The sequence below is a fragment of the Alcanivorax sp. NBRC 101098 genome (genome assembly GCF_001010505.1).
GTDB lineage: Bacteria > Pseudomonadota > Gammaproteobacteria > Pseudomonadales > Alcanivoracaceae > Alcanivorax > Alcanivorax borkumensis.
Genome location: NZ_AP014613.1, coordinates 1589341 through 1612296 on the forward strand (window position 1 = coordinate 1589341; position 22956 = coordinate 1612296).

General features: G+C 55.7%; 20 protein-coding genes. 8 read left to right on the forward strand and 12 right to left on the reverse strand.

Annotation, left to right across the window (positions count from 1 at the left end):
* Positions 1–4 precede the first annotated feature (4 nt).
* A complete protein-coding gene (locus AS19_RS07245; protein ID WP_035460388.1) occupies positions 5–640 on the reverse strand; it encodes an arylesterase in 636 nt (211 codons plus the stop codon).
* Here AS19_RS07245 and AS19_RS07250 point away from each other — a divergent pair.
* Together AS19_RS07250 and AS19_RS07255 are read left to right on the forward strand one after the other, a co-directional pair.
* Positions 639–1316, forward strand: coding sequence for an ABC transporter ATP-binding protein (locus AS19_RS07250; protein ID WP_011588682.1), 678 nt, complete (start codon positions 639–641; stop codon positions 1314–1316). The two genes, AS19_RS07245 and AS19_RS07250, sit on opposite strands and share 2 nt — an antisense overlap.
* Positions 1309–3714 carry an ABC transporter permease gene (locus AS19_RS07255; RefSeq protein ID WP_011588683.1) on the forward strand — a complete coding sequence of 802 codons (2406 nt, stop codon included), beginning with the start codon at positions 1309–1311 and terminating at the stop codon, positions 3712–3714. Before AS19_RS07250 ends, AS19_RS07255 begins: the two co-directional genes overlap by 8 nt.
* Here AS19_RS07255 and AS19_RS07260 read toward each other — a convergent pair.
* Entirely contained in the window at positions 3697–4872 is a 1176-nt protein-coding gene (locus tag AS19_RS07260; RefSeq protein WP_035460384.1) for a multidrug effflux MFS transporter, read from the reverse strand. The two genes, AS19_RS07255 and AS19_RS07260, sit on opposite strands and share 18 nt — an antisense overlap.
* Positions 4873–5273: 401 nt before the next feature.
* Here AS19_RS07260 and AS19_RS07265 point away from each other — a divergent pair, with 401 nt between their 5' ends.
* Entirely contained in the window at positions 5274–7232 is a 1959-nt protein-coding gene (locus tag AS19_RS07265; protein WP_011588685.1) for a sodium:proton antiporter, read from the forward strand.
* Positions 7233–7289: 57 nt separating this feature from the next.
* Here the strand turns inward: AS19_RS07265 and AS19_RS07270 are convergent, their stop codons facing one another.
* The 6 genes from AS19_RS07270 to AS19_RS07295 form a co-directional block, all read right to left on the reverse strand.
* Complete coding sequence (locus tag AS19_RS07270) at positions 7290–7727, reverse strand: MerR family transcriptional regulator (protein WP_011588686.1); 438 nt, start codon at positions 7725–7727, stop codon at positions 7290–7292.
* 5 nt (positions 7728–7732) lie between these two features.
* A complete protein-coding gene (locus AS19_RS07275) occupies positions 7733–8701 on the reverse strand; it encodes a hypothetical protein (RefSeq protein WP_197540927.1) in 969 nt (322 codons plus the stop codon).
* A gap of 60 nt (positions 8702–8761) precedes the next feature.
* On the reverse strand, positions 8762–10324 hold the full coding sequence (locus AS19_RS07280) for an FGGY-family carbohydrate kinase (protein ID WP_011588688.1): 1563 nt from the start codon (positions 10322–10324) through the stop codon (positions 8762–8764).
* On the reverse strand, positions 10324–11883 hold the full coding sequence (locus AS19_RS07285) for a glycerol-3-phosphate dehydrogenase/oxidase (RefSeq protein ID WP_011588689.1): 1560 nt from the start codon (positions 11881–11883) through the stop codon (positions 10324–10326). The genes AS19_RS07280 and AS19_RS07285 overlap by 1 nt, the downstream gene beginning before the upstream one ends.
* A gap of 21 nt (positions 11884–11904) precedes the next feature.
* Positions 11905–13515, reverse strand: a complete 1611-nt coding sequence (locus tag AS19_RS07290; protein WP_035460382.1) for an FAD-binding oxidoreductase — start codon at positions 13513–13515, stop codon at positions 11905–11907.
* A 130-nt stretch (positions 13516–13645) separates the two neighbouring features.
* Positions 13646–14470: a lysophospholipid acyltransferase family protein gene (locus tag AS19_RS07295; protein WP_011588691.1), complete on the reverse strand. Its 825-nt coding sequence runs from the start codon at positions 14468–14470 to the stop codon at positions 13646–13648.
* A 146-nt stretch (positions 14471–14616) separates the two neighbouring features.
* On the opposite strand from AS19_RS07295, the gene AS19_RS07300 reads away from it, so the two are divergent.
* The 3 genes from AS19_RS07300 (at position 14617) to AS19_RS07310 (ending at position 17434) form a co-directional block, all read left to right on the forward strand.
* A complete protein-coding gene (locus AS19_RS07300; protein WP_011588692.1) occupies positions 14617–15282 on the forward strand; it encodes an OmpA family protein in 666 nt (221 codons plus the stop codon).
* Positions 15283–15473: 191 nt separating this feature from the next.
* Positions 15474–16562 (forward strand): bifunctional DNA-binding transcriptional regulator/O6-methylguanine-DNA methyltransferase Ada, encoded by a 1089-nt coding sequence (ada, locus tag AS19_RS07305; RefSeq protein WP_231860737.1) that lies wholly within the window; start codon positions 15474–15476, stop codon positions 16560–16562.
* Positions 16559–17434 carry a DNA-3-methyladenine glycosylase 2 gene (locus tag AS19_RS07310; RefSeq protein WP_011588694.1) on the forward strand — a complete coding sequence of 292 codons (876 nt, stop codon included), beginning with the start codon at positions 16559–16561 and terminating at the stop codon, positions 17432–17434. The genes ada and AS19_RS07310 overlap by 4 nt, the downstream gene beginning before the upstream one ends.
* A 22-nt stretch (positions 17435–17456) precedes the next feature.
* Here the strand turns inward: AS19_RS07310 and AS19_RS07315 are convergent, their stop codons facing one another.
* Positions 17457–18701 (reverse strand): MFS transporter, encoded by a 1245-nt coding sequence (locus AS19_RS07315; protein WP_011588695.1) that lies wholly within the window; start codon positions 18699–18701, stop codon positions 17457–17459.
* Between AS19_RS07315 and AS19_RS07320 the strand changes: the two genes are divergently transcribed.
* Positions 18695–19528, forward strand: coding sequence for a patatin-like phospholipase family protein (locus tag AS19_RS07320; RefSeq protein ID WP_011588696.1), 834 nt, complete (start codon positions 18695–18697; stop codon positions 19526–19528). The genes AS19_RS07315 and AS19_RS07320 overlap by 7 nt on opposite strands.
* On the opposite strand, the gene AS19_RS07325 is transcribed toward AS19_RS07320, so the two are convergent.
* The 3 genes from AS19_RS07325 to AS19_RS07335 all read right to left on the reverse strand — a co-directional run bounded on the left by AS19_RS07325 (position 19510) and on the right by AS19_RS07335 (position 21684).
* On the reverse strand, positions 19510–20622 hold the full coding sequence (locus AS19_RS07325) for a ferritin-like domain-containing protein (RefSeq protein ID WP_011588697.1): 1113 nt from the start codon (positions 20620–20622) through the stop codon (positions 19510–19512). The genes AS19_RS07320 and AS19_RS07325 overlap by 19 nt on opposite strands.
* 130 nt (positions 20623–20752) lie before the next feature.
* Positions 20753–21217: a PaaI family thioesterase gene (locus AS19_RS07330; RefSeq protein ID WP_011588698.1), complete on the reverse strand. Its 465-nt coding sequence runs from the start codon at positions 21215–21217 to the stop codon at positions 20753–20755.
* Positions 21214–21684 carry a PaaI family thioesterase gene (locus AS19_RS07335; RefSeq protein ID WP_046961881.1) on the reverse strand — a complete coding sequence of 157 codons (471 nt, stop codon included), beginning with the start codon at positions 21682–21684 and terminating at the stop codon, positions 21214–21216. Before AS19_RS07335 ends, AS19_RS07330 begins: the two co-directional genes overlap by 4 nt.
* A gap of 135 nt (positions 21685–21819) precedes the next feature.
* Between AS19_RS07335 and AS19_RS07340 the strand changes: the two genes are divergently transcribed.
* Positions 21820–22947 (forward strand): alpha/beta fold hydrolase, encoded by a 1128-nt coding sequence (locus AS19_RS07340; RefSeq protein ID WP_046961882.1) that lies wholly within the window; start codon positions 21820–21822, stop codon positions 22945–22947.
* The last annotated feature ends 9 nt before the right edge of the window (positions 22948–22956 follow it).

Sequence of the window (22956 nt, forward strand, 5' to 3'; positions counted from 1 at the left end):
TTTTTCACTCGGTTTCGGTACTGATATGGCTACGGCACCGTGACGGTAATTGCGGCTCAATAACCGACAGCGCGGTTTCCAATAGTAATGGCTGTGCTTCAATCGTTGGGTGAATGCCATCGCCCTGCATCCATCCCTGCTCGATCACACCCTCCAGAAAAAAAGGTACCCAAGGTACCGAGGTGGACTGCGCAACGTCACGGTATTGCCGTTCAAACAAGGCCGTATATTGCTGCCCATAGTTGGGGGGGATGCGCATGCCCAACAACACCACGTCGGCCTCTGCCTGCCGCGAGAGTGAGATCATCTGCTTAAGGTTGCTGGCCATGACCATGGGAGACAGGCCACGCAGACCATCGTTACCTCCTAGTTCCACCACCACCAGATCCGGCTTGTGGCGAGCCAGAAGCGTCGGCAACCGTGCTTTACCGCCAGCAGTAGTTTCCCCGCTTACCGATGCATTAATCACTGGAAAATCCGGGCACCTTTCCTTCAGCTGTCGGTCCATAAGGGCAACCCAGCCAGATGATTTTTCAATCCCGTAGGCAGCACTGATACTATCGCCCAGTATCAGCACGCCATTGGCATGAACGGATGCCGCCAGGCACAACAACTGAACCAGCAGAAGATATCTTGCCATGAATACAACGTCTCCCGTTTTGCTTGCCCACAATCTTTGTAAGCGTGTTCAAGGCCCAGAGGGCGGGCTCGATTTGTTGCAGGGTATCACGCTTGAAGTCAATGCCGGTGACAGCCTTGCAATTACCGGCCCTTCCGGTTCCGGCAAGTCCACTCTACTGTCATTACTCGCTGGTCTCGATGTACCCACCAGCGGTGACGTGCAACTGGGCGGTGTCTCATTCAGCCAGGCCAATGAAGATGAGCGGGCACGATTGCGCGGCGAGCAATGCGGTTTTGTCTTCCAGCATTTTCAGCTAATCAATGATTTAACTGCGCTAGAGAATGTGATGTTACCGTTGGAAATACTCAACCGTGACCATCGCCGGGAACAGGCTATGCACTGGTTGGAACAGGTGGGGCTGGGGCGTCGTCAGCACCACTTCCCGGCACAACTTTCTGGCGGCGAACAACAGCGCGTCGCCCTGGCCCGGGCTTTTGTGGTCTCCCCGGCGCTACTGTTTGCCGACGAACCCACCGGCAGCCTGGATTTCGCCAACGGCGAGCATGTGGCCGATTTATTGTTTTCGCTGAATGCAGAACAGAAAACCGCGTTAGTGCTGGTCACCCACGACCCTCAACTGGCGGCACGCTGTGAGCGCTCGGTTTGCCTGGCGGAGGGCCGGCTCAGTGTTTAAACCCTGGCGTTCTCCTGCTTTTCGAGTGCAAGCGATTGCCTTACTGGTAGCCGCTTTCGCCATGACCGCCATGCTGATTCTACGCGACAGCGTGGACCAGCGTTTTAACCAGCGCACGGCGGTTGCATTAGGCGCTGACTGGATACTGGAAGGGACCCGCTTTCCAGAGCCCTCCCAACAACAGGCAGTAGCTGACCTTCGCCATGCTCAGGCAGTAAGTTTTTCCAGCGTACTGATCAACAACGATCAATTCCTGCTCGCCAGCATTCGGGCTTTATCCGAGGATTTCCCGCTCTATGGCGAACTATCCGTCAGCGATAGTCGATTCAGCGAACCTTACCCAATAGGACATGGCCCAAAGTCCGGTACCGTCTGGCTGGCAGGTCAGGCGCTGGACCGGCTGGGTTTAAAAACCGGCGAGTTTATTACCCTTGGTGAACGCAGTTTTCTCATCACCAAAGTGCTAGTGCAGGAGCCGGACCAGCAGGCGGGCTTTTATAGCATGAACCCACGCGCGCTGATTCACCTGGCGGACCTTGAAAGCACCGCAGTGCTTGGCCCGGGCAGCCGCTATCGTCACCACCTATTGGTGGCAGCGGATGATGCCCAGCGAACCGTGCTAGATAAACAACTCAGCGACACCCTACGTTCGGACCAATCCATTGAAACCGTGGGCACCACAGAACTGCGCAGCCAAGGCCCGGTTGAGCAGATGTTCCTCTGGTCACAATTGGCGGTGATGTTAGTGGTGCTGTTGTGCGCTGCGGCCATTTATCTCACCGCCAGCCACCGCGCACGGCAACAACAGACACTGTGTGCCGTCATGAAAACAGTGGGCGCCCGACAACAGCAAATCGTCCGGCGATTACTGGGTGGCGATGTGCTGGCTCTGCTACTGCCGATTCTTGCCGGGGTCGGGTTGGCGGTGCTGGTAGGCTGGCAACTCGCAGCCTTACTAGGAGCAGATGGCCTGTTTGTCACCCCCGTAGTCTGGGGGCTGGTGGGGCCTGTGCTGCTCTGGCTTGGCTTCGCCGCCCCGACCCTGTGGGTCAGCCTGTCGTTGCCCGCTACGGCTTTGCTCAGCGGCCGCGAGGCGCCCGCCAGGCTGGGGCGACGTGTGCTGCTTATCGCTATCCTCACCCCGATTCCACTGGCCGCCATCATGACCGGCTCCCTGGCCGCACTCTGGCCACTGCTGCTACTTACCCTTGCGGTATCACTCGGCTTGCCGATAATTCTGTGGCCGCTGGTAATGCTGATGGACCGCTTCAGTGCCCGGCTTGGTCTCGCTGGCCGGCTGGCTTTGCGCAGGCTCAGCCGTCGCAAAGCGGCTACCCTACCCTTGTTGGCCGCGCTGATTATTTCCCTCTCCGTGTTATCCCTGTCGGTTCAGACTGGGCGCGAGCTGCTCGGTGACTGGCGGGCAACATTGCCTGAGCAAGCCCCCAATTATTTCGTCATCAACTTGTTTGATCAGGATATTGACGATTTCAAGAACTGGCTTACGGACCATAACAGTGAAGCCCAGCCACTCTATCCAGTCGTTCGGGCACGCCTTACCGAGATAAACGATCAGCCGGTGCGCGACGCCGTTACCAAAGAACAAGACCGTGCCGAGCGGGCCCTAAACCGGGATCTGTCGCTTACCCAAGCTGCACGTCTGCCCGAGAGCAACAAGCTTACCGACGGCCGCTGGGCAACCGGGCAAGACGAAGTTACGGTGGAAACCAAATTGGCTGAATCGCTGGGCCTTGAGTTGGGCGATTCACTCACCTTCACTGGCCCCGGGCCAGCCATTAACGCCACGGTGGTAGGCCTGCGAGAGGTGGATTGGGAAAGCTTTGCGCCCAATTTCTATTTCATCTTCTCGCCGGACACGTTGAAAGCCCAGAGCCGCACCTGGATTACCAGTTTTTTTCTGCCCCAAGTGCAGCAAGCGGAGCTGGGAGGGCTGGTGCAGAAATTTCCACAGATCAGCCTGCTGGACGTGAATGCCATCCTCGCCACGCTCCAAGACATCATTGGCCAAGCTAGCCGCGCCGCTTTTGTGGTGGGTGTGTTGCTGTTACTGGCCGCATTGCTGGTGCTTATGGCCGCGCTGTTGGCGATGACCGATACCTTGCGGCGCGATAATCACTTGCTGGTGGTTATTGGCGGGCGCCGTGCCTTACTGCGTAAGACCGCCGCACTACAGGCGTTCTATCTGTTCGGTGGTGCGGCGCTATTAGCCAATTTGATTCATCTGGCCGCATTGATTCCATTGGGCATGCGCCTGTTCGACAGCCAGCTACCGCTAAGCCCCTGGCTGCTACTGCCCTGGAGTATCGCCGCTCTAGTCACACTGGCCGCTTTGCTAGCACCACCGCTGATGCCCAAAGCATCAGCGACGAGCCACTAACGAAAAGGCAGCCCAAGCGGCCACGCTACTGGTGGCCATCAAAGCGGTCATGGGCAGCGTACTGCCGTCGTGGAGTATGCCGAGCACGATGCCAATAAGGCCCGCGAGCAAAAATTGCAAAGCGCCGTTCAAGCCAGTGGCAGCTCCACTATCGTGGTCAAACAAGTCTAGGAAGCTGGCGATGCCGTTGGGCATGATCAGTGCCACCATGCCGGCCGCCACCATAATTAACGGCACCACCAACCACAAGGTCAGCAAGCCTGCTAACGTTAACACCAGCAGCGTCACACACGCGGTCATTTGTAGCGCCAGCGCCACGCGCATAATTGAGGCGCTGGTATAGCGGCGCAGCAACAAGACATTCAACCGGTTCATGCCCAGCATGGTTACTACGTTGGCTCCGAAATACAGTGGAAACGCTTCCGGGCTAATGCGGAAATACTCCATGTAAAGAAACGCCGCATCGGTAATGAAGGTAAATAAGGCTGCAAACGCTAGGCCATTGGCCAAAATAAAACCCATGGCCGGGCGATTGCGCAATACCCGGCCATAAGCCAGGAACATGCGTTGGCGCAGGGGCTCACCACTGGGCTTCACCGCCACACTGGGCAGCATAAATCGCACAATACCGAACAGCATCAACCCGTAGAGGGCCAGCATGTAGAAAATGCTCTGCCAGCCAAAAAGCTTAAGCAGCAGCGCCCCCAGTGCTGGAGCAAGTAGCGGCGCCATCAGCATAACCAGGCCAATAGTGGTCATGACCTTAGCTGCCTCCTTACCTGTGAAGTGGTCTCGCACCGAGGCGGCGGCGATCACCACGGTGGCGCCGCCGCCCAGGGCTTGTAAAAAACGCAGCACATAAAGCATGTCGATACTGGATGACAGCGGGATACTTAAGCAGCCGAGAATGAACAGACACAGCCCCACATAGGCTACCGGCTTGCGGCCAAACTGATCAGAAAGCGGCCCACCCAACCACTGGCCTGCCGCCACACCCAACACATAGACACTCACCGAGACTTCGACAGCGTGGATTTCCACCGCAAAATGCCCGGACATGGCCAGTAATGCAGGTAAATAGGTATCAATGGCCAATGGCCCCAGCGCCACCAACGAGGCAAGCAGAAATGCCAAGCGGCCGGGAGAAAGAGTTTGCATGGGTACATCCTGATACAGTTTCGAGGTCCGGCGATGCGTCATGCATCAAGACTGATGGAAGGCCTATTCTCAAAGCCTGAGTGAACACATAATCCGGCAGGATGGTAACGTAATCGCTGTGGGCTTTCAGTTACTCAATGAATCTAATTCAGTTTTATTATTAATAACCTATTATGCATCAGTAGCTATCATTGCACTCAATAGGGCAAGCCACGGTACACTAAGCCGCTGCTTCAGCCAGAATACGCATTTACCGGCCCGAACAATCAGGCATAATGCGCCAACGCTCGGCAAGGAAATCATCTCCAACCCCACTTTGCCATGAGCTACGTTAGCATGCCTGCCCGATGCTTAGTGGCGTGCACGAGGGTTGCGGAACCGTCTAATCACCTAGGAACTTCATGGATTTAAGTGTCCCTTTCCAGCTAGCCATTATCACTGTGGTCGCTTTTCTCTGCCAATGGCTGTCTTGGAGAATCAAACTCCCTGCCATTTTGCCATTGCTGCTTACCGGTTTGGCGCTTGGCCCGCTTTGGGGTGTACTACAACCCAAAGAACTGTTCGGTGATTTGCTACTTCCCGGTGTATCCCTGGCGGTCTCTATCATTCTGTTCGAAGGCGCCATGACACTGCGCTTCGATGAAATTCGCGGCTTGGAAAAAACCGTTCGCCGGCTTGTTACTTGGGGTGCCTTAGTCACCTGGAGCATTGTTACCGTCTCTGCTTGGTGGGTGCTAAAACTCCCCTTGGGTCTAGCTTTACTTTTTGGTGCGCTGGTCGTGGTGACAGGCCCAACCGTTATTGTTCCTCTGCTACGCAGTGTCCGCCCAGTAAGCAGCGTATCTCGATTGCTGCGTTGGGAAGGCATCGTTATCGATCCCTTGGGCGCTATTTTTGCTGTATTGGCCTACGAGTTGGTGGTGGCCAGCGGCCAAGATGGGGCCATACTGCACACGCTGTGGCTGTTCTTCCAGACAATCGGCGTGGGAGCAGCCATCGGTTGTGCTGTGGCTTTCGGCTTGGCCGAGTTGTTGCGTCGGCATCTAATCCCTGAATACTTGCGCAGCTTTCTGGTGCTGTCGTCCATCATTGGTGAGTTTGTTTTAGCCAATGGCCTGAGTGAGGAATCCGGACTGGTTGCGGTTACCGTAACCGGGATCGTGTTGGCTAACCGCAAAGGCGTGCGCACCGACGACATTCTCCACTTCAAAGAAAACCTATCAGTGATGCTGATTTCCGGTCTCTTTATCGTGCTTGCCGCACGATTGGAAATGAGCGAACTCAGTCAACTCGGTGCTACCGCTCTGGCGGTTTTAGTGATTATTCAGTTCGTTGCTCGGCCATTGTCAGTATGGTTATCTACTCTTGGCTCCTCACTGAATTGGCGTGAAAAATCACTGCTCGCCTGGATTGCACCACGGGGCATTGTCGCCGCGGCGATCTCGGCCCTGTTCGCCGAACGGTTACAGCAAAACGGTGTTCCCGGTGCCGAGAAACTGGTGCCACTTACCTTCATGGTGATTATCGGCACGGTGGCATTACAGAGTCTCACCGCCCGTCCACTGGCTCGCCTGCTGAAAGTAGCAGAGCCGGCGCCACGCGGTTTCCTGATTATCGGTGCTAACCCGGTGGCCCGTGCCATTGGCGCTGCCTTGCAGAAGAACCAATACCCGGTCGTGGTCACGGATTCCAGTTGGGAATCCATCCGTTCTGCCCGTATGGAAGGACTAGGAACCTTTTATGGAAACCCGGTCTCACAGCACGCTGACCAATATTTGGATCTCGTTGGTTACGGAAAACTGCTGGGGTTAAGCCCTCGGCGAGAGCTCAACACTATGGCGACCATGCGCTACCGGCTGGAATTCGGAGAGCAAAACATCTTTAGCCTGCCCACGCAAAAAACGGAAAAGGAAGTGAAGCATGAGGTCGCCCCGGAGCACCGTGGTGCCACCCTCTTCGCTCCCGACATGACCTATGCCCGCCTAGCCAGCCTGCTCAGCCAAGGCGCAGAAATTCGTAAAACGCGGCTGACTGAAGAATTTAGTTTTCAGGCTTACAACGAAACACCAGGACGCCAAGTTTGGCCATTATTTGCCATTGATCCCCGCGAACATATTGTTGTGTTCTCTGCGGAAGAAAGCCCCGAGCCCAAAGCCGGCTGGTACATTCTCGGGTTAGTAAAAGAAGATGCTGCCAAGGAAGAAAAAAAGGCTGAAGCTCGTGCAGAGGCGGCCGCCGAAAAGGTAGCCACTGCAAATAAATCAGAGGACAAAAACGAGTCAAAAACCCATAAACGTGACGAAAAGACGGACACCAATAAGGGTTCAAAACAAACGGCAGGCAAAACACAGCAAAATTGACCTGTTGCCTCACTGCTAACTAAAGAGCCTGCCCAACTTTACTACGGGGCAGGCTTTTTAGTTGCTATCAGGGCTCGGCTCTGAATCCTCATCCCCCACAAATGAGTCAATCAACCCGCACACTCGACCATCATCCAGCCGACAATCCGGTGCCCCCTGCCATTGCTCCATAGCATCACGCATGCGGTCACTAAGCGCCTGCAGCTCAGTGATTCGGGTTTCTACCTGATTTAGCCGGTCTTCAATTAAAGTGCGAACCTGACCGCAAGGGGTCTCCCCTTCACGGGATGCGTGGATCAGGGACTGAATATCGCTGAGGGTAAAACCTAGAGAACGAGCTTTTAGTGCAAAGCGTAACAACCGCAAGTCCTCAGCGCGGTAATAACGATAGCCGTTATGGCTGTCACGACTGGGCGATAACAAACCAATATTCGTATAGTGGCGAACCGTTTCAGCCGTGGTTTTAGCCTGTTTCGCCAGTTCCGATACGCGCATAAATGCTACTCCTGATGAGAAGACAGGGAAGCTTCAGAATGTGACTGAGCCCACTGCCTCCAGGCTTTTGGTAACGGGCGGTTGTGCGCCGCAAAAAATGCATTCACTGAACCCATAATCGTTTCGATGCTCAACTGCTGAGTTAATGCGGTCCCGAAATTTGTCGCTTTTGGGGTTTCAGTCAAGGTGCACTGCAATGCCACATCAGCCAGCGGCACCACCTCCTGATGGCGCTGCCAGGCCGTCCGCAACGGGCCGGCGAGCCAGCCACATTGCTGGTAGCTCAATGCATACTGACCTTCAAGCCACCATAAATAGGCATCATCACCCAAGGCATTAATCAGAACGTTATGCTGTTGCTGGTATTGCCCCATATCGCCGCTGGCAATCCCCCTGCGAAGTAACCAAATCATCGGTTGTTCCGATTCAAGCTGGTGGGCAGCAGCAACACGCTCACAAGGTTTACCCAGGCATTGGGTCAGCCACAGTTTCAGCGCTGCTGGGCGCCCTTCGGCCAAATTAGCTAGGTCGGGTAAGCCCGGTGCTGCCCCCAATTGAGCAAGAAATGCCTTGCCACGTTCGCTCTGCAACCAGCGGCGCTTTTCCAACAATGCCGTTAGTTGCAAACCGGAACTGTAGTCATACCAGTCAGTCAAGGTGTAGGGATTTGCGGCCATGCCTTCAAGGCGTAAAAAACTGATATCGCCGTCAGGAAAATGCAACCGCACTCGGGCGGCAAAACGGCGGTCGTTTTCATTGAAGCCGGTAATGGCAAACCGGTCGATGGACTGCGCCTTAACCCACGGCTTAATGGCCACTGTAGGCAACCGCACGATATCCTGGCGCAGCAATAATACGTTCAGTTGCCCCTGCGCCAGATCGGCACGCAATTGCCGTAATACCTCGCTCGCCTGCACAGGAAAATAAACCAATAAGAAAAGGAAAAGGCACGCGATTTGTGACCAGCGAGACATCAAAATAGACCCGGAAATAATAATAGGACGACCCTACCACAGGGCGCAGCTCGATCGGCACTAAAGCCGTGCTGGGTAACCGGTAATACGCCGAATAGAGCGATATAACGGCGCCAGCCGGGGATAAAGCTTCAGGTACACGCCACGGTAAAGGTCGTCGTAATGGTGCGCGATTGCTGCATCAGGCAAAAAGGTATCACCGGGACGGGTCATCGCGGCCACCGCCGAGGGATAATCCGGATGCAGGCCCAGAGCCACCGCCGCACTGATGGCCGCCCCCAGCCCGGAGGTTTCCGTGGTGTGAGGTCGAATCGCCGGTAAATTAAAGATGTTTGCAGTGATCTGCATGATTGCATCGCTTTGCGAACCTCCCCCAGAAACACGCAGGGAGGTCACCGCAATGCGGTTGCGCTTCTCCAGTCGATCTTTGCCCTCGCGCAGCGCATAGGCAATACCTTCAATAATTGCGCGGTACAAGTGGGCACGGGTATGCACATCGCCAAACCCTATAATCGCTCCTTTCGCTTCCGGGCCAGGAATCCGCACACCAGGGTTCCAAAATGGTTGCAGCATCAAGCCCATGGCACCCGGTGACGTTTGTTCCAACAAGGCTTCAAAAAGCGTTTCAGCAGCCACGCCAAGCGTTTCAGCCTGTTGTACTTCCTGTTGCCCAAACTCTCGCTTGAACCAGTTCACCATCCAGTAGCCGCGCTGAACAATGATCTCGGAATTATAGCGATCAGGCACAGCCGCCCCGTAGGCCGGGACAAAAGTAATAGGCTCCACATAGCGCTCATTACACGTATTGAAGGTCGCTGTGGTGCCGTAGCTGAGGTTGCCGATTTCCGGTGTAAACGCCCCGGCACCAAGCACTTCGCAGGCCTTGTCTGCGCCGCAAGCAATCAATGGCAAGCCTTCGGGGATGCCGGTGGCTTGGCAGGCTTGCTCTGTGATGGTTCCCAGCGTTTTGCCAGGCTCGACCAGTTCGGGGAGCTGTTCGCGGTGTACCCGCAACGCCTTCCACTTAAGGTCATGGGGCGGCGCCCAACAGCGCCCTTTGTAATCAAAGGGAATGTAGCCGACTTGGGACGCGGTGCAATCGCGCAATTGCCCGGTAAGCCGGTAATTCAAATAGCCGGAAAGCAGTAAAAAGTGTCGGGTTTGCTGCCAAATTGCCGGCTCATCCACGGCCAGCCAATTGAATTCGGCTTTGGCCTGGAACTGCCGGAGTGTTTCACTCTGGCCCATCATCGTTACTGGCGCAGCCAGCCACCAGGGTAGCCGAGGAATGGAATCTGTTCGGCGTTGATCCAGCCATATAATCGCCGGGCGCAGCGGCTGCTTATTATCATCAAGGCACACCACCGAGGCCCGCTGGGTGGTCAACGCCACCGCTATAACACGGTGTTTCAGTGGCTCGTGCTGTTGCCATAAACCCTGACACGCCAGCCCAAGCTGCTCCCAAAAATAATCGGCGTGCTGTTCTGCTTGGCCAGGTTTATCAGAAAAGTAGGGTTCAATATGCTGCTGATAGCGGGCAACCAGTTCACCTTTACGGTTAAACAACATGGCCCGGGCACTCTGTGTACCCTGATCCAGTGCCAATACCAGCGGGTCGTCCATTACCTTGCCTGCTGCCCAGGAGCGCCATCAGCCTCAACGGCCTCTGTGGCATCGCCCTTACTGGCTGGGGCGGGTACGCTATAGAATCGTTGATGGATACCCTTATAGCGAACAAGCTCCTTATCCCACTGCGCATCATCCCAGCCCAGGGTTTGCTGGATTTGCGGGCGTAACCCGTTCAGCGCGGCTATACCTGCTGTAGGCTTTATCAGCCCTAATCTCGTGCGGCGCAGCATTAGGTCGTCTAGGTGCACAACGGATTCATGGTCCAAAACCCACTGGATAAATGCCGGGTCCGACTGATCTGCATGCAAGAAGGCCTCCACCGCGTGGGGCGCATTTTCCAGTGGATCAAAGCTTGAGACTTTGCTTTTCTGGCTGCGGCGATGTTCGCTATCATCGATTAATCCGGTAGCCAACAAGGCATCCAGTGCAATCAAACGGAACGTCGTCAGCTTGCCGCCACTCACCGTGACAATGCCGTTGTCGCCCCAAACCGCATGGTCCCTGCGCTCTTTGGACGGATCTACACCTTTACCAGAGGCAATCACCGGGCGTACCCCGGCAATGGTGGAATAGATATTCTCGCGGGTCACATTGCAGCCTGGAAACTGGGTATTAATGAGTTTGAGAAGATATACCACCTCGCGGTCACTGGCTGCCGCCTCAATATCCATGTCCTCAGGATGATCCAGATCCGTCGTGCCCACACAAGTGACGCCTTCCCAAGGGAATACGAACACCGGCCGGCCGTCATCGGGATGCATCACTGTAAGGCAGTCGTTCACCGACAATACGGCGGGGTCGATAAACAGGTGGCTGCCGCGTAATGGCCGCACCCGAGCCTCAGCACCAGAAAAACGATCGGCCCAGGCCCCCGTAGCGCTCACCACTGCCGATGCATTTAGGGTTACCCGTTCGCCACTAACACGGTCTTCCACGGCAACGGCAAAGCCTTGCTCTTTCCGCTCGGCTTGAACAACGCGAGCGTAATTGTGTGCCAATCCGCCATGCCGGGCGCCTTCCAACAAAGTACGCATCACTAAACGACAATCATCGGTCAGGGCATCGGTGTAACACATGGCACCGGTGAGATCTTGATTCCGCAAAGCGGGTACTCGTTCCAGTAGCTGCTTGCGGTTCAGGTAACGATGATCGCGAATACCTGCCAGAAAATCATATAGCCACAGCACCATCTTCATGGGCCAACGCCCGGGGAAGACCCCTTTGCGTAACGGGAACAGGTAGATGGCCCGCTCTACCAGGCCCGGCAGCTCATTCAGCAGCCGTTCGCGCTCAAGCAGTGAATGCCGCGTCAGGGTGATGTCACCCTGGGCAATGTAGCGCAGACCACCGTGCACCATCTTCGAAGAACGGCTGGAGGTGCCCCAAGAAAAATCAGTCTGCTCCAATAACAGCACGCGGTGGCCGCGTCGGGCCGCTTCCAGCATGACGCCCGCGCCAGTAATGCCGCCTCCAATGACGATCAGGTCCCAGTGTGGGGCTTGTGGCGCTGTCGGTGTGGCTAATTCTGTCAGCGTGCGGCGCTGGCCGAGCATAAGATTACCCCTGTGTAGCCGTTATCGAATCGTGCGCGGAGCGTTCTCGATCAGGCAACCTGGATTAAGACGGTGCTGAGGGTCGAAGTGATTCACCAGCCGATCCAATACCGCCATGCCCAGCTCGCCTTTCTCGTGGTGTAGCCAGCGAGCATGATCCCGCCCCACGCCATGCTGATGGCTGATGGTGCCGCCGCTCGCCACAATGGCATTACTGGCAGCTTCTTTGAGCACACGCCAGCGAGCCAAGGTTTTTTCATAACTGTCGGAACAGCGGAAAACATAGGTGGTGTAGATACTTGAACCCTGCGAGTACAGATGTGACAGGTGGGTAAACACGTGCACCTGCTCGCCATCACCGGCGTTATCACGCACCGCCTTCTCCATGGTCTCCACCGCAGAGGTGACCCGATTCCAGTCCACCGCCGTTTCAAACGTATCCACCACGTACCCGTGCTCCCACAAGCCGTGACGCAAATACGGGGAACGGAAACGGGACTCTTCCCACTTTTTACCCAGCAACCTACCCACCATCACGCCACCGGCTTGGCGAATGTGTTTGCGTGTTTGGCTCAGCACATAACGTGCCTGGGATTTATCGCCCGTCACCCCGAAGGTGATCATGCATTTACTGTCGCCACAACCGCGTACGCCAAGATACCTATGCAAAATACCGACCAGTTTTTCGTGGCCAGCGAGCATCAGGTGGGTGCGCGTTTCCTCAGCATTGGACAGGCGCAACATCGACAGAGGAATTTTCGCCTGAGTCATCTTGCGCACCAGCTCTTTGCCAGTCTCCCAATCAGGGGCAAACGCAACCTGAAAACTTTCCGTTTCTGGCAACGGTGTTACTCGCACTTTGACCTCAGTAATTACCCCCATTCGCCCTTCCGAGCCGAGGATAATTTCGCGCAAATCCGGCCCTGCTGAGGAAGCAGGCATGGTTGGAATGATCAGGGTACCCTTTGGGGTTTCCACTCTGCCGCCTGCGAACATCTGCTCGATACGGCCGTAGCGCATGGACTGTTGGCCGCTGGATCGACTGGCAACCCAACCGCCAATGGTGGAGAGCTCCCAGGATTGGGGGAAATGCCCCAGCATGTATCCTCTTTCACGAAGTTGCTGTTCCACCATTGGCCCCGGCGTTCCGGCGCCGAAGGTAGCAATTTGGCTTTCGGTATCCAAATCCATGAGCTGATCCATGCCTGCTAGGCTTAGGGTCAAAACCGGCGCATCACTTTCAGGGGGATTAATGTGGCCAGCAACGGAGGTGCCGCCGCCATAGGGAATTACGGTAATTCCCTGCTCCAGAGCCCAGTCCAGTAGTTCACGTACAGCCCCACTGCTAGCAGGGGTAGCCACCCCATCAGGAAAACGCTCAAACTCACCGGAGCGCATGGCTAGCCAATCGGGCAGGCTTTGCCCTCGCGCATGACGAAGCCGGGTTTCCGGCCGAGTGTCTACACTAGGATGCTCAGGTAAACGGGAGGCAGGCACCTTCGCGACAACCGCCGTCATCTCCGCATCGGGTAACGGTTCTGCACGCCCCAGCCGTTGTTGGACAAACGCCAGCCCAGACGGTTTTAACGGATAGTGGTTATTGCTGTCACCCCAGCCATTCCAGCGTCGCATGCATGCACTCCTTATTTTCATTCAATAGTAGCCCTGACACGCTTCGCTTTCACTGGCGTAGCAGGACATTGAATGGACTATTTATGACAAAGAAGTGACTTGCGTATAGTAAGGAAGGGGAATAATAGCTTCAGGGCTTTAGCAACCAACGGCGCCAGCCTTGTTGGCGAGCCTCAGAGCGTTCCTGATTCAGTGAGAGCAGCATGGATTCAATGGATTCAGCCACAATTTCCCGCACTGCCCAGCGGGCGTCAGCGTCACCCTGCTTGCCAGCCCAGGGCGCGGTGGAAATCGGTGCACCGAGCTGGAACCAGAGCGGCTCCGGCCGCGGCACCAGAGTGGGGCCCACGCCACGGCTTAATGGCATAAACATATCACCACCACGCAGTAACTTGTCCACGCGGGGCGATTTCAGCAGGGTGCGACCAAGCCTTGATTGCTGGAAGTCACTGCCATCGACTAAAACACGATAGGCTTGATCACAACCCGCCGAGGCAAACGGGATAATGTCGTAGCCGTGCTCAATCGCCAAACGGGCAAAACCGGTCCGATTCTTCCATACTAGCTTGTGTACTTCATCCTTACGCATGGCCACTTCCCGTGCCCCACCGGGGAATACCAGCACGGGCTGCCCGGACTGCATTAGCGCGGTACAATTGTCTGGGTTGCCTTCCACCGCCCCCCAACGTTTAACCAATGCCCCCCAACCTGGCACCCGAAAATGCAGACGATCCCCCAGCGCCCGGGGAAACACCCCCGTTTCCCGATACAGCTCGAGCAAAAAAAGCGGCGAATCGATCAGCCCATACAGGCCATGATTACCCACAAACAACGCTGGCCGCTGTAAGCTCACATGCTCAGCCCCAAATAACCGAGGCGCGAAATAACGCCGTGGCAGGGCAAGTAACCGGTCCATTGTTGCCAGTGACGGCGGAGAAAAACTCTTAATACTCAAACGATGTCCTGTACTGTAATAGTGTGGTCAAATTTAAGGCGCTAATGACGCCAGTCACTTTACCAGCTTTTACACTACCGCTATGGTTCATTCAGCCCTAAAGCAGTAAAAAAAACCAATATGTTATCGAATCTCAAGGAGCTTTCATGAAACGATTTGCCGGGTCTATTGCGCTGGCCAGTGCCATTGCCGTTACGGGGTGCAGCACGATTAACCCTTACACAGGAGAAAAACAAACCTCGAAGGCAACCTCTGGTGCGGCCATTGGTGCGGTAGCGGGCGCCCTGATCGGTATCGCCACTTCCGATAGCGCCAAGGAACGCAAAGAGCGCGCCCTCGCAGGTGCTGGCATCGGCGCAGTCACCGGCGGCGGCGTGGGTTACTACATGGATGTCCAGGAAGCCAAACTGCGCCAGAAGCTCGAAGGGGCCGGGGTATCCGTTACCCGTGATGGCGAAAATATTATCCTGAACATGCCGGGCAACCTGACCTTCGCTACCGACAGCACCGACGTGAAGCCTTCTTTCGATCCGGTGCTGGAGGCTGTGGCGGAAGTCCTCAAAGAGTACAAATCGACCATGATCCAAGTGGCCGGGCACACCGACAGTACCGGTGGCGACCGCTACAACCTACTGCTTTCCCAACAACGAGCTCAGGCGGTCTCTAACAAGCTCTCCGCCTTCGGAGTGGAGCAGGTTCGCCTGGACCCAGTTGGCTTCGGTGAAACCCAACCGATTGCCAGTAACAGCAGCGCTAGTGGTCGAGAGCAAAACCGTCGCGTTGAACTCACATTGCTGCCTTACACCAAGTAATATCAGCAGGCTGATGGCGGTGGGTTCGCACCCACCGCCATTGCACTTACTCACATCTTTACTCGCCCCTTTCCTCCTCTACCTCTGCATCGTTTTACCAATATAATCGCAACTTTTTGGATGCTCACTCACCCTGGTTTCCGCGATGCTCCCAGTCAGTCTCATTTCCCTTCATACTGCGGGTAGCACATATGGAAACAGGTCTGAATACAACCATGAGCACCGAGCAACAACGGCGACAAGCCATCAAAGACCACTCCCCCTTGCCGGGAGATAACTTTGTTTATGGTGTGCTGACGACGGGAATTTTCTGCTTGCCTATCTGTCCATCGCGACGTCCTCGCGATGAAAATGTTCGTCTCTTCGACACCCCCGTACAGGCTATTCAGAATGGCTACCGACCCTGTCGGCGCTGCCATCCACTTGGAGATATCGCCGCACCATCAACAGCCACAGTGATTGCGCTATGTCGATTGATTGAAGCGGCCGAACGAAAACCCACGCTCACGGAGTTATCGGCGCAATCGGGCTGGAGCGCTCATCATCTGCAACGCCAATTCAAAGCGGTTGCCGGCATTTCACCGCACCAGTACGGTGTCGCCATTCGCCGCCGGCGAGCGCAACAGCAGCTCCGCTATAAACAGTCATTGACCCTCTCGGCTCACTTGGCCGGATTTGACTCGACTAGCCACCTACATGCCGTCGCTGGCAACACCCTTGGCATGAAACCAGGCCAATATCGACAAGCAGGTAAAGATATGGCACTTCGATTTGCCATCGCCGAAAGCTCACTCGGCTCTGTGCTGGTGGCAGAAAGCGAGCGTGGCATCTGTGCCGTCACCATAGGGGATGATCCCAGCGTGTTACTGCAGGATTTCGAACAGGAATTCAGTGGCGCCACCCTGCTGCCGGGTAATAGTGAGTTTGATCAGCGCGTTGCCATGGTCATTACCCTAATCGACGACCCGCATCAGATTACTCAAGCACCTCGTGATCTGCTGCCTTTGGATATTCGAGGGACCGCCTTCCAGCAACAAGTCTGGGCGGCACTACAGACGATTCCCACAGGCCAGACCCTGTCTTATCAGGCACTGGCAGTAAAGCTTGGCAAGCCTACAGCCGCCCGAGCTGTTGCCCAGGCCTGCGCCAGTAACCGGCTGGCTGTTTTGGTTCCTTGTCATCGTATTGTGCGCACTGATGGCGGGCTGTCTGGCTACCGCTGGGGTGTTGGCCGCAAAGCCGCTTTACTCGACCGCGAACGGGAGCCCAGCGACAAATGACAACGGTAAAGCTGCCACTACCCGCCCACTTTAGCGTTTCCGACTTTCTTCATTTTCATGGTCGAGACAGTCATGCCGTTTCCGAACGGGTAGATGCCCTTACGCTGCACAAAGCCATTATCTTTAACCTCCGGCCCTGTATCCTGAAAATGGACTTCAACCAAGTCGGGCACGTGATTACTAACGCCACAGACACCACCGCCCCGGCCTTGACCCGCCAAGCCAGCGCCATGCTGGGCCTGAATCAACCTGTGGAGGTATTCGAAACGGCGATAGGCACAAAGCCCCCTTTGAATACTTTGGTGCAACGACAAAGAGGGCTGCGGGTGCCGCAATCGGCAACGCCGTTCGAGGCGCTTACCTGGGCCATTATTGGCCAACAGATTAGCGTGAGTGCGGCCACCGCTATTCGCCGCCGTTTTATCCAGCTGGCGAGCCCGGTTCGACACGATGGCCTTCACTGCTACCCGGATGCCGCCACAGTCTGCTTGCTGACGCCAGACGCTCTTCGCAGCGTGGGATTTTCCGCCACCAAAGCTGACACTTTACTGGCCGTGTCCCGGCTCTGTCGCGACCAGCAACTTTTGCCAGAAACATTGCATCTCGACGCTTACGCGGAGCAACTGGAGCGCAACCTGCTTGAGATTCGTGGCCTGGGACCCTGGAGCGTGAATTACACCCTGCTAAGAGGCTACGGTTTTCTGGACGGAAGCCTGCATGCCGACGTGGCGGTACAAAAGGCGCTACAAATGTTGCTTGGGCAACCGGAACGTCCCACGGCCAGAGTAACCCGGGATTGGTTGGCAGACTTCACGCCCTGGCGGGCACTGGTGGCCGCACACCTGTGGCAATCCTTATCGACACAAGCGTGAAGGCACTTTCTAGTGTCCCGGATTAGACCTTGCGAGCCAGCCGCCATGCCAGAATCGACATGGGCGCCAGTAGCGTAATCACTAACAGGTACGGCCAGCGCTGGTCCAGCGTGTATAGCCCCGTGCCCACCAGAGGCCCAACGATAAAGCCCAGTGCCGGGCAGGCACTGGCCAGACCCGCCACCCGCCCCTGCTCTTCCGTCGGCACTCGCAGGCTGGCCAGCGACATAATTGCCGGCATGCCGAAGCCAAGGCCCAGCCCCACCAACATCACCGCGCCACTCATCAAAGCCTCGGCCTCCGCCAGCCAAAGAATGATCGCCCCGGCGCCGATGCTGGGCACCGCGAGGGCGACCAACAGTGTCGCAGGGGCCTTTAACCACTGCACTACGATCAGTTGCCCCGACAATGACGTTAGTGCCGCCATCATCATGGTCAAACCCAAGGCTCTGGCCGCTTCCGCCGGGCTCATCTGAAACTGGTCCTGAAAAAGGAAACCCAGGGTTTGCTGAATTAGCGCGAAACTCATAAACAGCATGACCCCCACCAATAGCAGGTCCCGCAAACGCGGATCCGCATAGGCTGCCAGCCCGTGGCGTAACACCGAACGTAACGGCACGGTTCTGGTTGTTGGCCGATGCGGTGATGGCGGCAGCCAAAGTGCCACGCTAATCGCCATAAGCGCCGTTAACGCAGCCACTCCATAGAGTGGAAACACCAGTGCAACCGTGGCCAGTATGCCGCCGGATACCGGGCCGACGACGGTGCCAACATTATTCGCCGCACCGATCCGGCCCATGCCCTGAGTGCGCTGGGCTGGAGTGGTAATGTCAGCGGTATACGCAGCCGCCGCCGCCGGAGTAGCCGCCATTATGGCGGCCTGTAGCATACGGCTGAGCACCAGCGCGGCCACCAGCCCGATACCCACCAGCCCCCCTCGTAACCCGAGATCAAAAACAACAGCAAACGACAAGGTTCCTAGCGAGTAGCCTGACAAACCGATCACCATTACCCGCTTGCGCCCTAGGGATTCACTCAAAGTACCCCAGACCGGGCTGGCTAAGGCGAACACTAACGCGGAGCAACTGATGATTAGCCCTACCTGCATTTCCGTCATACCGGTAGCACGTCCCAGTGAGGGCAGCAATGTAAACACCAGCGTCTGCCCTAGCGCGGTAACCGCTACGGCGGTCAATAACATTGTATGACTGAAGGTGTGCGAGGTAGGCTTGCCAGCGATTTCAGAGGAAGGGCTAAGCTGTGACATTAAAAATTCCGATTCAAGGGGTGGCGGAGCACACGCCACGGCAGGGTGGCCATCATCACGAGTTGCTGGCGGACTGGTTGGCAAAAGCACCATTCACTTTGGCCATGTCATCCGGTTTTTTCGGCTTCTTTGCCCATTTTGGCACCGTGCGCGCTCTGCTCGACCATGGCCTGCAACCTGCCCGTTTTTGTGGCTCAAGTGCCGGAGCGCTGGTGGGCGGCTGCATGGCGTCCGGTGCCAGCGTCAACGCCATCGAAGATACCCTGCTTGGCTTGGATCGCGCACAATTCTGGGATCCTTCCCCAGGTCTGGGACTGTTATCCGGGCAATCCTTTCGCACAATGCTAGCAGCTCTGCTGCCCATCCAGCGCATGGAACATACCCTAGCCCCACTAGCGGTCTCTGCCTGGCATGGCAGAAGCCGGCGTACGCACGTTTTACGGAGCGGCAATTTGGTCGAGTCTGTATACGCGTCCTGCGCAGTTCCTCTGCTGTTTCAGCCCGCTCGCATTGGCAAGAACTACTACTGGGATGGCGGCATCGCCGATCGGCATGGATTAGCTGCCACCTACCTCGCAGAGCGCGTACTTTATCACCATTTGCAGTCCCGCTCCCCCTGGCGTGCCCGTAACAGCTCAGCATTACACCACCCAAGGCGACCCAATTTGGTGACTATTGCCATTGACGGCCTCGCCCGCAGTGGCCCCAATAAGCTGGAAAAGGGCAGGCAAGCCATGCTGCAAGCCTATAACGCCACCGGCCGGGCATTGGCCCGGCCGGTGGGTAACTCGCTCATTCTTGAGTCAGTTCAAGAGGCTTCATCATAAAGCGGCTTGGACAATTCTGCCCAGTCTATCTGGCCATCATCCACCAGATTTTCAAACTGCAAAATCCCGAGCTCCTCAAAACGGGGACGTACGGATTCAGTCAGTAAGCCAATGCGCTTCAAGTTCGGCATAATCCGGGTGAACAACAGATTGCGGAACTGCACCATGATGGTAGACGACAACACTTGTTCACGGGCTTCGTCCGCATTCCAACCAAACTCCTCGAATACCTCGGTGCTGATCAGTCGCTCTCGCATCACCACGCAGGCCTCAAAGGCGAACTGCGCACGCTCCTCTTTTTCCTCTTCAGTTAGAGTCTCAACAAAACTTTCTAAGTAGTTGACACCAAAGGTAACATGACGAGCCTCATCACGAATTACCAGATGAATAATCTGCTTTAACTGTGGGTCCTGTGCGGTCATTTGCAGGGTATTGAACGCAGCCAGTGCCAGCCCTTCGATGATGATCTGCATCCCGATAAATTTTAGATCCCAGCGAGGATCAGAAAGAATCTTGTCGAGTAACAACTTTAGGTTGGGATTCACCGGATAGAAAATGCCGACCTTTTCCTGCAGGTAACGGGTAAACACTTCCACGTGCCGAGCTTCATCAAATGTTTGGCTGGCCGCATACAGTTTTGCATCGTAGGAGGGGGCGCAACTGGCTAACTGGGAGGCCACCAGCAACGCCCCCTGCTCACCGTGAACAAATTGCGCCAGTGTCCAGGCCAGATTGTGCCAGCCGAAACGCAGCTTTTCCTCATCGCTAAGCGACTCAAAAACAGACCAACCATTAAAAGGGTTAAACGACTGATCGAGGGGAGCTTCGGATTTGGGAAAAGTCTGGGACCAATCCACATCCATGTCCGCATTCCAATTGAGCTCTTTGCCCAGCCGGTACAATTTGCGGATTCGGCCGTCAGCAGAGGAATAATCCCAATTGTAATGCCCGGTAAGGGGGGTCTGGAAGATTTCCACCACATCTTCAATGTGCTGGGTGGTCAGCTTGTTTTCAATGTCTTCGTGACCCGGGCCGTCCCAATGTTGATAGATCCTGACGTCACTAGGCGGCGTGCTAACTTTGGTTATTTTCATAAGGCATCCTTGGTAGCGCTTAGTCAATTAAACGCTAGGCGGATGCCGTGAAAGGAACAATGTCGTGGAATGACAATCAGCGCCGTCCGTGGCGCATAAACACAATTGCAGCCCCGAAGCGGGGCTGTGATCAACCGGTTATTTCTGGGCTGGTATCATCCGACAGCAGGAAATGGGCGCGGGCAATGGTGATCGGCTCCTGTCGGTTTTTCTGCCACGCACTAATATGCACATTGGCAATACGCCGGCCCAGCCGCGTCACACTGCATTGCGCGTAGGTGTGACGAAACAGCCCGGCGCGCAGGTAATCAATGGTGAAGTCGATGGTTTTTGGTACCTTAGGCTCCCCCATTTGAAGCAATATGAAGATAATGGCAGCCTGCTCCATGAATCCGGCCACGGCCCCACCGTGCAAAGCGGGCAAAGTCGGGTTGCCAATCACATTGTCGTGTTTAGGCAGCACAAACGTGAGTTCGTCCCCCTGGGCCACCACCTGAATGCCCAAAAAACGCGCGTACGGCACACGATCGATCAAGGCCTGATACTCTGCCTTGCCACTGCGGCACTCTTCGATCAATGTTTTCAATGCTTTCATTGGCCCACCATCGCGCCTGCTTTATTAATTTGTAATCGTGTATATGTGGCCAGCCCGGTGGCGACAGGCTCATCGTCACCCCCTTCTTCCCAAGTCGTTACACTAACAAAGGCCACATGGTTCGTAAGCCGGTAACAGATGGCTTCACACACCACAGCCTTGCCTTTTCCGGGACTCCGCAGGTGATCCACCCGAAAATCGATGGTCGGGGTAATCTCAAACGTGGGGAAATTACGGCACGTAATCGCCATGCCACCAGCCTGGTCCATCATCGCAAAGATGGCCCCGCCGTGTACAACTCCAGTCTCCGGGTTGCCGACTAGGTCTTCGCGCCAGGGCATCCTCAGCCGGACACTGTCCTTTGTGGCACTAACGACTTCGAGCCCTAGAACAGCAGAGTGGCGAACAGATTCTAGGAAGCGATTACATAGGTCCTTGGGTGTATACGGAAGCGTTTTTTCTGTCACGACGGCCAATGTCTCCAGCAAGTTTCGGGGCCAAGATTAACGACTGCCAGCTAATCTGCAAGTATTACTTATTTTACCATAAAAACGGCCTTGCCCTCTGTTAGGCTTACCGCCCATTTCCAGGAGTCGTTGTGGATGGCTAAATCACGATTAAAAAAAAGTCTGCGTGCCGTTGGCCACATTGTTGAGCGCAGGCGCCACCCGCAACGCTTTATCCACGTGGATAAATGCCCGTGGGAGGAAGTGTATCGTGACGGCATCATGGCGGTACGCCATTACAGCCTACCCTCTACGGCTACGGCTAAAATCTCGATTAACGATGATTTCCTGCCTGTTTCCCCTGTAAAACACCGCATCCCCCTTTTGTTGGTTCCGGCGCTGGGTATTCATTGCTGGACCTACGATTTGATGCCAAACCGATCCATGGTCCGTTATCTTATGGCTCATGGTTATGAGGTCTATCTGGTTGACTGGGGAAAGCCTTCAGATACCGACTGCAGCCTAAATTTGGACACCTACGTCAATCGCTGGTTGCCCTCTGCAGTTGAAACAGTGCGAAAACATGCGCAGACCGAAACCATCAACATGATGGGCTACTGCATGGGCGGACTGCTGTGCCTAATGTATCTAGGCGGCCACAGTGATGCGCCGGTGCGTAGCCTGATTACCATTGCCAGCCCCGTGAATTTTCACAAAAGCGGCCTTTTCGGCAAGGCCTTAGGGCTGGCGGCTATCCCTGCCATGCAGCTCCATGACCGGTTTAAGATTCGTCTTGAACCGCTCAGTGATAAGCTATTCCATATCCCTGCCAGCCTCCTGGCACTTGGATTCAAGATGACCAACCCTCCAGGAGTGGTGCAGGCCTACATGGATCTGATCCGCAATATCGGTGACCGAGAATACGTCACCGAGTACATGACCATGGGGCAGTGGTTTAACGACATGGTCGATTATCCTGGTGCGGTGGTGCGTGAGGTTATCGAGAAAATGCTTCTTGCCAATAGTCTGGCCAAAGGCAAAATCCACATCGGCGGCCGCAGCGTGGATTTCTCATCCATTCAGCAGGATTTGCTCGCTTTTGCAGGCATTACCGACAACATTGTCAGTCTTCGAGCCGCACGGGATATCATCCAACTTGTCGGCAGCAAAGAAAAACGCTTCGAGGAAGTACCTGGCGGACACGCAGGCGCTTTTTGCGGTTCGAAAGCACCTTCCCATGCCTGGCGCATCAGCGCTGACTGGTTGGCGGCGCGCTCAGCATAGCGGCGCCGC